Raw genomic sequence first — 13389 nt, 5'->3', positions numbered from 1 at the left:
CGGCCCCGGCTCGATGACGCAACAGCTCGTCCGGCTCCCGATCCAGCACCGACGCGGCCGGACCGGCCCCGGCTCGATGACGCAACAGCTCGTCCGGCTCCCGATCCAGCACCGACGCGGCCGGACCGGCCCCGGCTCGACGCGGGGGCTCACGGTGCAGGGCGGCAGTTCCGTCTTCGAGCGCGACGGCCCGCACGCGATCGGTGGGTTTGTAGCCGAGGCGCGCCGCCGCTTGGAGGCGGTCCAGCTCGTCCGCCTCCGCGTCGATGACCAGCTCGATCAGCGCCGGATCGGCCTGCGGCGGATGGCTGCGGGTGCGGTCGAGCACCGCCTTGGCCGCAGCAGCCGCCCTTTCCAGAACCATCGCCTCGACCGGCCCGGGCGGCCCCGCCCGTTCCAGCCAGAGCGTCGCCCCACCAGCATCGACCGACATCCAAGCCGGATCAGGCACCACGACCGCCGTATCCGACTCGCCGGCAGAGGAGTCGGCCTCACCGGCGGCACCGCCCTGACCAACGGGGGCGGCTCCACCAGCGCGGGACTCGCCGGCCGGGGCGATCTCACCCACCCCAGCGAGCTTGCCGACAGTAGTGCCGATAGCGGTAGCAGTATCGATAGCGGCGGCAGCTCCGGCGCGGGTGACAGTGCCACTATCAGCGACAGCACCGGTGTCAGCGGCAGCACGAATACCAGCGGCAGCACCGGTGGCAGCGGCTCCGGTGGCAGCAGCTCCGGTGGCGGTGGAGCCGTCGGGCTGAACCCGCACCTGAATCCGGCGGGCCTCGTCGACGAGGCGGGCGGGGCAGCCGGCCAGGACGGCGGCGCCGCGCACGATCGTCTGCAGGCCCGCCCGCGTTTCGGCCAGACGGTCGAAGTAGGCGATGACACGCAGCGCGGCCCCCGCGTCGGGATCGAGCGCGGCGAGGCGGACTGCGAGGTCCTTCACCCTGCCATCCTCCCTCGCGGCCGGGGCGTTCCGGTTCAGCCGAGCGGCCCGCGAAACTGATCCGGGCGCGCAACCCAGATACCCGAGCCGGGCGCGCAACCCAGATACCCGAGCCGGGCGCGCAACCCAGATACCCGAACCGGGCGCGCAACCCGGACACCCGAGCCGGGCGCGCAACCCGGACACCCGAGCCGGGCGCGCAACCCGGACACCCGAACCGGGCGCGCAACCCGGACACCCGAACCAAGCGCGCAACCCGGACACCCGAACCAAGCGCGCAACCCGGACACGCCCGCGACAGGCGGGCGGTCCGAGCCGGCCCCGCCGGTTCGGGTGTCGGGGGTCAGCTGAGCAGGCGCTTGAGCCAGCGGACCCGGGCCGCTCGGGCCTCCTGGCTGACGGCGGCCTGGGGGGCCATCATGTCGAAGCCGTGGAAGCCGCCCGGCCACACGTGCAGTTCGGCCTGGCCGCCGGACTGCCAGAGGCGGCTCGCGTAGGCCACGTCCTCGTCGCGGAACGTCTCGGCCGAGCCGACGTCGACGAACGCCGGCGGCAGGCCGGCCAGATCGGTCGCGCGGGCCGGGGCCGCGTACGGGGAAACATCAGGCCCGCCGCGGGCCGCGCCCAGCAGGGCCGTCCAGCCGGTGTCGTTGGCGGTGCGGTCCCATACGCCGCGGCCGGCCATCTGGATCGCCGACGGGGTGTCGTTGCGGTCGTCGATCATCGGGCACAGCAGCATCTGGCCGAACAGCGCCGGACCGCCCCGGTCGCGGGCCAGCAGGGCCACCCCGGCCGCCAGGCCGCCGCCCGCGCTGGCTCCGGCGATGACGATCCGCTCAGCGTCGATGCCCAGCTCGGCCGCGTGTTCGGCGGTCCAGACGAGGCCGGCGTAGCAGTCCTCGACCGGGGCCGGGTCGGGGTGTTCGGGGGCGAGCCGGTACTCGACCGACACGATCACGGCCGGAACCTCGGCCGCCCAGTCCTGGATCACTTCGACGCCGGTGCGGTTGTTGCCGACCACCATGCCGCCGCCGTGGGTGTGGTAGATCGCCGGGAGGAGCGTCGTGGGCCCGGCCGGGGTGAGGATCAGCAGTTCCACGTCGGGGTCGCCGGCCGGCCCGGGCACGGTGCGGCGGGTCACCGTGAACGCGCCCTCGCGGGCCAGGTCGTCGTCGCTCAGGTCGGCCAGCACGCTGCCCGCACGCATCGGCTCGATCATGTCGGCGGTCAGGGCCGGCGGCATCTGCTCGCCGATGACGTCGAGGGCAGCGGCCAGTTCGGGGTCGAAGGGCGGGGGCGGTCCGGGCAGAACACTCGTCATGGGAACCCCTTTGTTACGAGAAGATTTCGAACCATTGTGTGATCCAGACCACCGCGGGCACGAGCGCCAACCGGCGGAATCTGCCCGCCATGTGGCGGGGTACCGGGCGGCGTAGGGTCGCCCTATGCCAACGATCACCACTGGCGACGGGGTCCGCCTCAACTACTCCGACGAGGGCACGGGCGCGCCAGTGGTGCTGATCGCCGGTTTCTGCGCGCCGCTGGAGAGCTGGGAGCTGCAGCGGGCGGCCCTGGCCGCCGGGGGCTACCGGGTCATCGGCTTCGACCGGCGCTCGCACGGAAGGTCGGAGTCCCCCGCGTACGGCCAAAGACTCGCACGCCACGGCCGTGACCTGCAGGAACTGCTGGACACGCTGGCGCTCGAGGACGTGACGCTGGTCGGCGGGTCGATGGGGGCGAGCACGGTCTGGGCCTACTACGACCTGTTCGGCCCCGAACGGCTGAGCCGGGTCGTGACGATCGACCAGACTCCGCGGATGGTCAACGACGACGAGTGGCCGCACGGCTTCTACGGGCTGACCAGGGGCAACGTGGGCACGTACTTCGACGCCGGTGTCCCCGACACGGGGCGTGGGCGGGCCGGCGACCGGTTGGAGGGCGTGACGCGGCTGGCCGGCGCGCTCGGCCGGGTGCCCGAGTTCGCCGATCCCCGTACGCCCGAACGCCGGGCCCTGCTGCAGAACCACGCCGAGCAGGACTGGCGCGACGTGATCGCCCGCATGGCGGTGCCCAGCCTGTTCATCGCCGGGCGGGAGAGCCAGTTCTGGCCGTGCGAGCACGCCGAGGCGGCCGCCGCGACCAACCAGCTGGCGTCCGTCGTGACGCTCGAGGACTGCGGGCACGCGGCCAACCTCGACCAGCCGGAACTGACCAACGCCGCGATCCTGGAGTTCCTGAAGTGAAAGAGCTGCTCGCGGGGATCGACGTCGTCGACGACCCGGACGTCCTGGAGGGTCTGAGCCACGACGACGCGGAATGGGCGCCGTACGGGAAGGCGCTGGCCGCGGTGCGGCCGCGGACGACCGAGGATGTGCGCCGGGTCGTGGCCGCCTGTGCCGAGCGAAAGGTCCCGATCGTGCCCCGGGGCGCCGGCACCGGGCTGTCGGGCGGGGCCAACGCCGTCGACGGGGCGATGATCCTCGACCTGTCGAAGATGAACCGGATCGTCGGCATCGACGCCGAGAACCTCACGGTCACCGTGCAGCCGGGCGTGGTCAACAACGACCTCAAGGCGGCCGTGGCCGAGCACGGGCTCTGGTATCCGCCCGACCCGGCCAGCGCGCCGTGGTCGACGATCGGCGGCAACGTGTCGACCAACGCGGGCGGGTTGTGCTGCCTGAAGTACGGCGTGACCCGCGACTACGTGCTGGGCCTGGAGGCCGTGGTCGGCGGCCCGGCCGGGGCGTACGGCACGGTGGTGCGACTCGGGCGGCGTACGACCAAAGGGGTGAGCGGCTACGACCTGGCCGGCCTGTTCACCGGCTCGGAGGGCACGTTCGGCGTCATCACCGAGATCACGCTGCGGCTGCGCCCGGCCCGGCGCGAAGCCCCCCGTACGGTGGTCGGCGCCTTCGGCAGTGTCGTCGCGGCCGGTGAGGCGGTCGCGGCCATCACCCGGGCCGGTCTGCTGCCGGCGGCGCTCGAGCTGCTCGACCGTACGTGCCTCGAAGCCGTCGAGAACTGGAAGCACCTGGGCCTGGAGTCCGACGCCGCCGCCCTGCTGCTGGCCCAGCTCGACCTGCCCGGCGCGGCCGGCGACGAGGAGGCCACCGCCGTGGCCGAGGTGTTCCGGGCGGCGGGCGCGCTGTGGGCCGAGCAGTCGACCGACGAGATCGAGGCCGAGGCGCTGTTCGCGGCGCGACGGCTGGCCTACCCGGCGCTGGAGCGGCTCGGCCCGGTGCTCACCGAGGACGTCTGCGTGCCCCGGTCCCGCGTGCCGGACATGCTCTCGGCCATCGAGCAGATCGCGGCCCGGCACGGCACGACGATCGCCACCATCGCGCACGCGGGCGACGGCAACCTGCACCCGCTGATCCTGGCCCCGGCCGGTGACGAGGGCGCCCGCCGGGCAGCCCAGGCCGCGTTCGAAGAGATGCTGGGCGCGGCCATCGCCATGGGTGGCACGGTGACCGGCGAGCACGGCGTCGGACTGCTCAAACGGGCCGGCATGCGGCAAGAGCTGGATCCGGGCGTGCTCGCCATGCAGGTGGCGGTCAAGCAGACGCTGGATCCGCTGAACCTCTTCAACCCCGGCAAAGTGATCGGCTGAGCCCGTGCTCAGTCTGCTGCTCGCGGTCGCGGTCGGCGTCGCCGTCCTGATCAGCACCAGCCTGGCCCGCCGGTTCCGGATCGCCCCGCCGGCCCTGCTCCTGCTGGCCGGGGTGCTGCTGGGCTTCCTGCCCGCCCTGCGCGCGGCCCACCTGCCGCCCGAGGCCGTGCTGCTGCTGTTCCTGCCGGTGCTGCTGTATTGGGAGAGTTTCACCTCGTCGCTGCGCGAGATCCGGGCCAACCTGCGCGTCATCGTGCTGCTCAGCACCGTGCTGGTCGCGGCCACGGCGGCCGTGGCGGCGGTGGCCGCGCACACACTGGGCCTGCCGTGGGGCCCGGCCTGGGTGCTGGGCGCGGCCGTCGCGCCGACCGACGCCACCGCGGTCGGGGTGCTGGGCCGCGCGCTCCCCCGCCGGCTGGCCACCACGTTGCGGGCCGAGAGCCTGGTCAACGACGGCACCGCGCTGGTCATCTACGCGCTGGCGGTCGGGGTGACGATGGGCGACGACGAGGTCGGTCTGGCCAACGTCTCCGGCCTGTTCGTGCTGGCCTACCTCGGCGGCATGGCGATCGGCGCGGTCGTGGCCTGGGTCGCCGTGCAGGTGCGGCGGCGGGTGACCGATCCGTTCCAGCACAGCATCCTGGCGCTGGCCACTCCCCTGGTCGCGTATCTGGTCGCCGAGGCGGTCGAGGCCTCGGGCGTGCTGGCCGTGGTGGTCAGCGGGCTGTGGGTCAGCCGGGCCTCGCCGCGGTTGTTCTCGGCCGAGACCCGCCAGTACGTCGGCACCGTCATGGGGTTCCTGACCGCGCTGGCCAACGCCGCACTCTTCGTGCTGGTCGGTCTGGAGGTGCAGTCGGCCGTCCGCGAGCTGAGCACGTTCGACCTCACGAAGGCGCTGCTGGCCGTGGCCGCCGTCTCGGCCGCCGTGATCGGGGTCCGCTTCGCCTGGATGTTCACCAGCCCGTACGTGATCCGCCTGATCGACCGCCGCCCGGTGCAGCGGACGAGACGGATCGGCGCCAAGCCGCGTACGGTCGTGGCCGCCGCCGGTTTCCGCGGCGCCGTCTCGCTGGCCGCCGCGCTGGCCGTGCCGCACTCGCTGCCCGATCGCGACGTCATCGTCTTCGTCACGGCCGGCGTGATCGCGGTGACCCTGCTCGTGCAGGCGCCGCTGATGCCCCGGATCGTGCGCTGGGCCGGCGTCACCGACGACGGCAGCGCCGAACAGGAGCGGCGCCGGGCCGAGATCACCGCGGTCGAGGAGGCCATCGCCGCGCTGCCCGACCTGGCCGGCCGGACCGGCGCGAGCGCGGTCCACGCCGATCAGCTGCGGGAGCAGTTCCAGCAGCGTCTCGATCTGTTGCGGGGCGACGGGTCAGGCGCGCAGGGGGTCGCGCGGGACCGTGAGGTGCGGCTGGCGGCGCTGGCCCACAAGCGGGCCACGGTGATCCGGCTGCGTGACGAGGGCACGATCGACGACGAGGTGCTGCAGCAGATCCTGGAGGGGCTCGACTTCGAGGAGGTGCAGCTGCGGCACCACACGTTCGGGGATCATGCCGATCGCTGAACGAGACGGAAGGCCAGTCCGGGGAGGACGGCCAGGGCGGCGCAGGCCGGCAACTCGTACAGGGAAAGGGTTTCCGTGCCGAGCAGCGTCTGCAGCGGCGGCAGCAGGACCCCGGCCACCTGCAGCACCGCGGAAAGCGCCACGGCCAGGAACAACGACCGGTTGCGCGGCGTACCGGGTGCGGCTTTGGCCCGTACGGCCAACGCGACCCCCAATTGGGCCAGGCCGAGCGTCACGAAGACGACCGACTGCCACGGACGGTCCATGGCCTGCGCGACCAGACCGGCCGCCAGCACGACCACGGCCAGACAGGCGCCGCCGGCCAGCACACTGCGCAGCAGACCGTCACCCAGCACCGACTCCTGCGGCGAGCGCGGCCGGCGCCGCAGCACCCCCGACTCGGCCGGCTCCGCGCCCAGCGCCACCCCCGGGATGCCGTGGGTGAGCAGGTTGATCCACAGCAGCTGGCCCGGGGTCAGCGGCAGCGGCAGGCCGAGCAGCGGACCGGCCAGCATGATCAGCAGCTCGGCGACGCCACCGGACAACGCGTAGCGCAGGAACCGCCGGATGTTGTCGTAGATGCGCCGGCCCTCGCCGATCGCGTCGGCCACCGTGCCCAGGTTGTCATCGACCAGCACCAGCTCCGAGGCCTGCCGGGCGACCTCGGTGCCGCTGCCCATGGCCACGCCGATGTCGGCCCGGCGCAACGCGGGCGCGTCGTTGACGCCGTCGCCGGTCATGGCCACCACCTCGCCCCGCCGTTGCAGGTCGGCGATGATGTCGAGCTTCTGCTCGGGCCGGGTGCGGGCGTGGATCTGCTCGTCGGCCAGGCCGAGCTCGTGCCCGATGGCGGCGGCGGTGGCCGGGTGATCGCCAGTGATCAACAGCAGCCGTACGCCGGAAGCCTCGAACGCCGCAGCCGTGTCCCGCGCCCCCGGCCGCAGCGGGTCACCGATCCCGACCAGACCCGCGATCCGCAGCGGGGGTGGCGCGGCCGGGTCGGGTTCGGCCTCGGTCAGCGCCGTCGCCACGGCCAGCACCCGCAGCCCGTCCGCGGCGAGCGCGGCCGCCGCCGGCAACAACTCCTCGCCCAGCACCGATTCCGGAGCCCCTTTCCGTACGGTGAGAAAGCGCCCGTCGCCGAGCCGGTGCACCGTGGTCATGTGGCGCGTGTCCTGATCGAAGGGTCGCTCGGCGACGCGGGGCGCGCGCTCCCGTTCGGCCGCGGTGTCGAGCCCGCAGCGGGCGGCGAACGCGACCAGGGCGGCCTCCATCGGGTCGCCGGCCGCGGCCCAGTCGTCGTCCTCGCGTACGGGCGCGATGAGATCGGCGTCGTTGCAGAGCAGGCCACCCAGCGCGAGCAACCGCAAAGGGGCCGAGACGCCGGGCGACACCTCGCCGTCCGGTGCGTACCCGTCGCCGGTGACCGTGTGGCGCGCGCCGTCCGCGGTCACCGCCGACCGCACCGACATCCGGTTCTGGGTCAGCGTTCCGGTCTTGTCCGACGCGATCACGGTGACCGACCCGAGCGTCTCCACCGCGTGCAGCCGGCGCGGGATGGCGCGCGTCCGGGCCATCCGGCGGGCCCCGAGCGCGAGGGCCAGCGTCACCACCGCGGGCAGGCTCTCCGGCACGGCCGCCACGACCAGGCTCACCGCGGTCAGCGCCATCCGGGTCACCGGCTCGCCGGCCAGCACCCCGAACGCGAACACGACCGACGAGACGGCGACCGCGGTGAGCCCGAGCGTGCGGCCCAGCCCGGCCAGCCGCCGCTGCAACGGCGTCGGCGCGGGCTTGGTGCCGGTGACCAGCGCGGTGATCTGCCCGAGCGAGCTGTCGGCGCCGGTCCGCACGACGATCCCCTCGGCCCGTCCGGTGGTCAGCACGGTTCCGGCCGCGGCGTCCTCGCCCGCACCCTTGTGGACGGTCACCGACTCGCCGGTCAGCGAGGATTCGTCGAAGCTGGCCTCCTGGGCCTCGGCCAGCGTGAGGTCGGCCGGCACGACATCGCCGGCCTCCAGCCGTACGAGATCACCCCGCACCAAAGCGGAGGCCGGGACCACCTGGTCGTGGCCGTCGCGAACGACCCGGGCGCTCGGCGCGGCCAGCCGGTCGAGCGCGGCGATGGCCGCGTCGGCCCGAACCTCCTGCACCACCCCGATGACGGTGTTGACCACCACCACCAGCACGATGACGATCGTGTCGGGCAGATCGCCCAGCACGGCGGTGACGACGGAGGCCACCAGCAGCAGCGCGACGAGCGGGTCGGCCAGCTGCCGCCCCACCCGCCCGGCCAGGCTGCGCGGCGCCGGCGGAGCCACACTGTTCGGCCCGTCCGCGGCCAGCCGCGCCGCGGCCTCGGCGGTGGTGAGCCCGTGCTCGGAGGTCGTGATCACCCTTCCAGCCTGCGGCTGCGGGCTGCCTGGCGTTCAGGGCCGAAAGTCCCGCGAAGTCAGGACCCCCGGGCTGTCACGCCCGGCCCGGCCCGCGCCTACCGTCGAAGGCGAGGAGGACAAGATGAAGACCTGGACCGTGGACGACGAGATGACCCAGGCGGTCGTGTCCGTACGCGAGACCGCCGCCTACCGGGAACTGGTCGACCTGCTGATCGCCCACCGCTGCGGAGTGATGGTGACCTGCGACGGAGCCTAACATCGACGAACGTGCCCCGGCCGCCCGTCTTCATGACTTTCGTCAGGGGGTGCTCGCTACCTTCGCCAGCAGTGCCGGGGGCATGGCGTTCCTAGGTTCGGTTGATGCGGAAAATACTGCCGGCCGTTCTCGTCCTGTCGTTGACCCTGGCCGTCCCGGCGCCGGCCCGGGCGGCGGAACCCGGGTTCGAGGGGTATCTGCGGGAGGCGTTCGCGTCGACCGGGCTGCCCGGGATGTCGGCGGTGGTCACCCGGGGCGATCGGGTGGTGTATTCGGGTGGGTTCGGGCCGGGGGTCACGGCCGACACGCCCATGCGGGTGGCCTCGGTCAGCAAGTCGTTCACCGCGGCCGCCGTCCTGACCCTGGTCGACGAGGGGCGGGTGGAGCTGGACCAGCCCGTCGTCACCTACCTGCCGGAGTTCAGCCTGGCTGATCCGCGATCGCAGCGGATCACCGTACGGCAGTTGCTGAATCAGACCTCAGGACTTTCGGACCGTACGGTGGACATCCGCGCGACGCAGCGGGCAGCCGACCTCACGGGCTATGTGGCCGCCCTGCGCGACGGGAAGCCGGCGGGTGAGCCGGGTGCCCGGTACGAGTACTGCAACGTCAACTTCGATGTCGCCGCGCGTCTGGTCGAGGCGGTGGACGGGCGGCCGTTCGACGTGGCCCTGCGGGAGCGGGTCTTCGGGCCGCTCGGCATGCGGGCCAGCACGGTCGGCGACGACGTCCCGCGGGGACACATCTCGCTGTACGGGGCCTGGGTGCGCCGGGCCGAACTGCCGGGTTTCCGGGGCGGGGCGGGCGGGGTGGTGACCACCGCGTCCGACATGGGCCGTTGGCTGATCAGCCGGAACCGGGCCACGCCGGACAGTCTGCCCGCCGGCTCCGACTACGCCATGGGCTGGGGCGTCGAATCGGTGGAGGGGCGCCGGCTGCTGGTGCACTCGGGAAACCTGTTCACCTACACGGCCGTGCAGGCGCTGGATCCGGCCACCGGGTACGGCTACGCCGTGATGACCAACAGCGCCGCACTGTACGACGACATGTACGACGTGATGCTGGGGCTGGTGGCCCTGGCCAATGGCAGCACGCCGGAGGCTCCGGGTGGCCAGCGGCAGCGGCTGGAGCTGGGTCTGGGGCTGACCGCGCTGGTCGCCGCCGGTCTGGGCGTATGCGGCGTACTCCGGTCCGGTCGCTGGGCGACGCGTCGGGCCGGGCGGGCGGGGTGGTGGACCGGGCTGCGGCTGGGCGCGGGGCTGCTTCCGGCGGTGCTGCTGGCCACGTACCCACAATGGGTTTCGTTCCTGTCCAACGGGCGGACCGTGACCTGGGCCCAGCTGACCTACTTCGCCGCTCCGTTGACGATCACTCTCAGTGTCGCCGCGGTGGCGGGTCTGGCCACGGTCGTGGCTCGGGTCCGGTCCTGGCGAGCTGTAACAAAGTGACGGTGTCCCGCGCTGTTATGCCATGGCGACACTTCATGTGCGAGGTGAGATCGATCTGCTGACCCGGGAGAGCTTCGAGCAGACCCTCGAACGAGGGCTGAACACGGACGGTGACCTGGTCCTCGATCTGAGCGAACTGCGCTTCATCGACGGCGCGGGGCTGCGGGGGCTGGCCCGGGCAGCGGAGCGGCTGGGCCGGCAGGGGCGGGCGCTGACTCTGGACCGGCCGTCCCCGCACCTGCTCCGCCTGCTGATCCTGGTCGGGCTGGGACGGTCGGCCGTCCGGTGACCACCGGGTCCGCGCCGGCCCGGGTCGCCCACCAGCGGCGCGAGGCCAGCGCGGCCAGCACCGCGCCGGTCGTGTTGATCAGCACGTCGTCGATCGAGGAGACCCGGTCGAGCCGGAAGACGTACTGGGAGATCTCGATCAGCGCCGAGCAGCCGGCCGCGACGATCAGTATTCGAGGTACGGAGGCCAGGGCCGCGAACCGGATCGGGCCGAAGAACCCGAGCGCGGCCAGGATCAGCAGGTTGCCGCCGATCCCGATCGGGCCCATCGTCGGCAGGTCGGCCAGCGGCACCAGGCTGACGCGGCCGGGCACGAGTCCGGCCCCGACACCCGGCATCAACGTCAGCCACACCATCGGCACGGTGCCGTAGACCAGGCCGACGGTCGCCACCGACCGGCGCCATCCGTGCCGGCGGGCCAGCGCCCAGGCGGCCAGGGCGGCCACCGGCAGCCCGACCAGGGTCATCAGCACGACGCCGTTCTCGGTGTCGTAGCAGCCGTGCCAGTGCCCGCCCAGGCACCTCGGGGCGGACATCAGGAGCATCCGCCGCAGCGGGAAGAGCAGAGCGAAGAGCACACCGGCCAGGACCAGGACGGCCGATCCTAGGAACACGAACGGGCGGGGTGCGGCGGACAACTTCACGGCCCCATTCCACCCGGCCGGTTGTTTGGCCGCCGTATGCGTTTTCCTTACCGGCTCTTGACCGACAGCAGAGCGCGGCAGCCGGGGAATGGCTGCCGCGCTCCGAGTCAGACGGACCGGACCGTCACCAGATGCGGGTGGTGGCCTCGCCCGAAGCGAGGGTGGCGATCGGGCCGGCCGGGAAGTCGCCCGACTGCTTCGGGGCGCCCAGCAGGTCCTTGTCGAGCACGGCCGGGGTGCCGTCGCGCTCCTCGAACTCGGCGTCGGCGAAACGCACGCGCTCCAGATCGAGGCCCGACACGGCGGCCAGGCGGACGCCGTCGAACTCGGCCGGCAGCGACGTGACCAGGTGGACCGTGTCGCCGTCGTCGGTCACCGAGACCGAACCCGCGGGCACCACGACCGGGCTGTTCTCACCGTCGAAGGGCTGGGCGCCGGCCGCGTACACGTTGGCCTTCGTCCAGACCGGCTGCTGCACGGTGAGGTAGCGCTGGTGGTCGCCCGGGGGCTGCGACTCGATGCGGGCCCGGTAGTCGTCGAACGAGACCGGGTACCCGTTGTACGCGGACGTGCCGCTGAACGCCGGCTCGGAGCCCTCGGCCTGATCCCCGTACGCCAGGGAAGGGTCTCCCCCGACGAACAGGTTGCCCAGCCAGCGGTCGTCACCGGCCCGGATGTACGCGTAACCGGCGACCTGCGTGCTGTGCGGCCGGTGGTACGGGGTGGCCCGGTCCATGACCGCCTCGACGCGCACGGTGCCCGCGATCAGGTTGTTGACGAACGCGCCGCCCTGGCTGAACAGCTCGATCGCGGCCGGCGAGGCGAAGACGTTGTGTTCCACGATGTACGGGCCGTGGCTCACTTCGATGAAGGCGTCGCGGCTGTTGGCGTAGAACACGTTGCGGCTGATCCGCGTGCCTTGCGTCTGCCAGTCGAGCCAGAGGCCGAGCGAGCAGTCGTGGATGCGGTTGTGGCGGATCTCGACGTCGATCGCGGCGTGCAGCTTGATGCCGCCGATCTCGTACCCGTAGAACTCCCGCTTGAGCGCGATGTTGTAGATGTGGTTGTCCTCGATCGTCGAGAACACGCAGCCCAGATGCCCGACGATGCCGTTCTGGCCACAGTCGAAGATCGTGTTGCGGCGGATCACGTGCGAGCCGATGTGCTCCTTGTCCCAGCCGATCTGCCGCGCCGTGAACACCGACTCGAGCTGGTACTGGTAGCCGGGCTTGTCGCCGCGCTCGGTCGAGTAGTTGTGGCCGGTCGAGGCCTCCTTGCCGATGCTGATGGCCGAGGTCTTGGCGTCGTGGATGACGTTGTCCTCGATGATCCAGCCCTTGGACCAGTTCGGGCCGATGAGCCCGGGCTGGTCGGCGGTCGGCGGCGTCCACGGGGTGGCCGCTTGAGCCAGCTCGAAGCCACGCACGGTGATGTAGTCGAGGTGCGTGGCCTCGGGGTAGAACACCGACCGGCGTACGTTGATCTCGACGAGCTCCGAGTTGGGGTCGGCCCCCTGGAAGTTGGCCCAGATCGTCGTCGCGTCCTCGGCCACCGAGGCGAACCACACGAGCTGCGTCTGGTCCGCGTTGCGCACCGTGTCGGTGGTCCTGGTCCAGTTGTCGATGATTTCGGTACGCCGCTCGGGCGCGTCCACCTCGGCCCGCGAACCCACCTCGTAGAAGCTGAGGCCGTTGAGGTACACGTCGCCCAGGTGCTTGCGGGGCGCCTTGTCGGCGTAGACGATCCAGTCGCCGGCCACCTCTTCGGCGTACGGGTTGAAGTCGCCGAACACCGTGTTCGGCACCGACACCTTCCACACCGTGCCGCCGTCGTTGTCCCAGCCGGTGATCCGCTCGGAGCCCTTGATGACGACGTGTTCGCCCGGGGCCGCGCGGTAGGTGATCCGGCGCGACTCGCTGAGGCCGCCGCGGCGGGGCTTGACCCACTCGCGGTACTCGCCGCCGTGCACGGTCACGGTGTCGCCGGCCTGAGCCAGGGCGGCCGCGCGGTTGATCGTCCGGAAGGGCTGGTCGGCCGATCCGGACGCGGTGTCGGAACCACTGGTGGCCACGTGGTACTCGAAGGTCATCGGGAGAGCCTTTCTACTTACCGAATCCGGCGGTCAGGCCGCTGAGCAGTTGGCGGCGGCCGATGGCATAGAGCAGGACGATCGGTACGGTGGTCAGCACGACCGAGGCCGCGATGGCCGGGATGTTGACGCCGAACTGGCCCTG

Annotated in this window: 10 protein-coding genes and 1 pseudogene; 6 read left to right on the top strand and 5 right to left on the bottom strand. The window is 72.4% G+C overall.

Features of this window, described 5'->3' with window-relative positions:
* Window positions 1–946 (bottom strand): hypothetical protein (locus M1L60_RS45975; RefSeq protein WP_253243945.1); only part of this gene is annotated, 946 nt, incomplete at its 3' end.
* Window positions 947–1289: 343 nt separating this feature from the next.
* Window positions 1290–2267, bottom strand: a complete 978-nt coding sequence (locus tag M1L60_RS45970) for an alpha/beta hydrolase (RefSeq protein WP_253243944.1) — start codon at window positions 2265–2267, stop codon at window positions 1290–1292.
* Window positions 2268–2391: 124 nt separating this feature from the next.
* Here M1L60_RS45970 and M1L60_RS45965 point away from each other — a divergent pair, with 124 nt between their 5' ends.
* Genes M1L60_RS45965 through M1L60_RS45955 form a run of 3 tightly spaced genes read left to right on the top strand, consistent with a single transcriptional unit; the run spans window position 2392 to window position 6123 of the window.
* Window positions 2392–3189 (top strand): alpha/beta fold hydrolase, encoded by a 798-nt coding sequence (locus tag M1L60_RS45965; RefSeq protein ID WP_253243943.1) that lies wholly within the window; start codon window positions 2392–2394, stop codon window positions 3187–3189.
* Complete coding sequence (locus tag M1L60_RS45960; RefSeq protein ID WP_253243942.1) at window positions 3186–4556, top strand: FAD-binding oxidoreductase; 1371 nt, start codon at window positions 3186–3188, stop codon at window positions 4554–4556. Before M1L60_RS45965 ends, M1L60_RS45960 begins: the two co-directional genes overlap by 4 nt.
* Before the next feature lie 4 nt (window positions 4557–4560).
* Window positions 4561–6123: a Na+/H+ antiporter gene (locus M1L60_RS45955; protein ID WP_253243941.1), complete on the top strand. Its 1563-nt coding sequence runs from the start codon at window positions 4561–4563 to the stop codon at window positions 6121–6123.
* Here the strand turns inward: M1L60_RS45955 and M1L60_RS45950 are convergent.
* Window positions 6108–8519, bottom strand: a complete 2412-nt coding sequence (locus M1L60_RS45950; protein WP_253243940.1) for a cation-translocating P-type ATPase — start codon at window positions 8517–8519, stop codon at window positions 6108–6110. The genes M1L60_RS45955 and M1L60_RS45950 overlap by 16 nt on opposite strands.
* Before the next feature lie 121 nt (window positions 8520–8640).
* On the opposite strand from M1L60_RS45950, the gene M1L60_RS47490 reads away from it, so the two are divergent.
* The 3 genes and pseudogenes from M1L60_RS47490 to M1L60_RS48455 all read left to right on the top strand — a co-directional run.
* A complete protein-coding gene (locus M1L60_RS47490; RefSeq protein WP_256518793.1) occupies window positions 8641–8775 on the top strand; it encodes a hypothetical protein in 135 nt (44 codons plus the stop codon).
* Between the two features lie 104 nt (window positions 8776–8879).
* Window positions 8880–10223, top strand: coding sequence for a serine hydrolase domain-containing protein (locus M1L60_RS45945; RefSeq protein ID WP_253243939.1), 1344 nt, complete (start codon window positions 8880–8882; stop codon window positions 10221–10223).
* A gap of 22 nt (window positions 10224–10245) precedes the next feature.
* A pseudogene (locus tag M1L60_RS48455) lies at window positions 10246–10437 on the top strand (STAS domain-containing protein); the annotation flags it as partial.
* On the opposite strand, the gene M1L60_RS45940 reads toward M1L60_RS48455, so the two are convergent.
* Both M1L60_RS45940 and M1L60_RS45935 read right to left on the bottom strand, forming a co-directional pair.
* Entirely contained in the window at window positions 10367–11155 is a 789-nt protein-coding gene (locus M1L60_RS45940) for a VanZ family protein (protein WP_253243938.1), read from the bottom strand. The pseudogene M1L60_RS48455 and the gene M1L60_RS45940 overlap by 71 nt on opposite strands.
* A 124-nt stretch (window positions 11156–11279) precedes the next feature.
* Window positions 11280–13244 (bottom strand): right-handed parallel beta-helix repeat-containing protein, encoded by a 1965-nt coding sequence (locus tag M1L60_RS45935; protein WP_253243937.1) that lies wholly within the window; start codon window positions 13242–13244, stop codon window positions 11280–11282.
* Between the last annotated feature and the right edge of the window lie 145 nt (window positions 13245–13389).

Source organism: Paractinoplanes aksuensis (genome assembly GCF_024137025.1).
Classification (GTDB): Bacteria; Actinomycetota; Actinomycetes; order Mycobacteriales; family Micromonosporaceae; genus Actinoplanes; species Actinoplanes aksuensis.
This window is presented reverse-complemented; position numbering and strand designations above follow the sequence as displayed.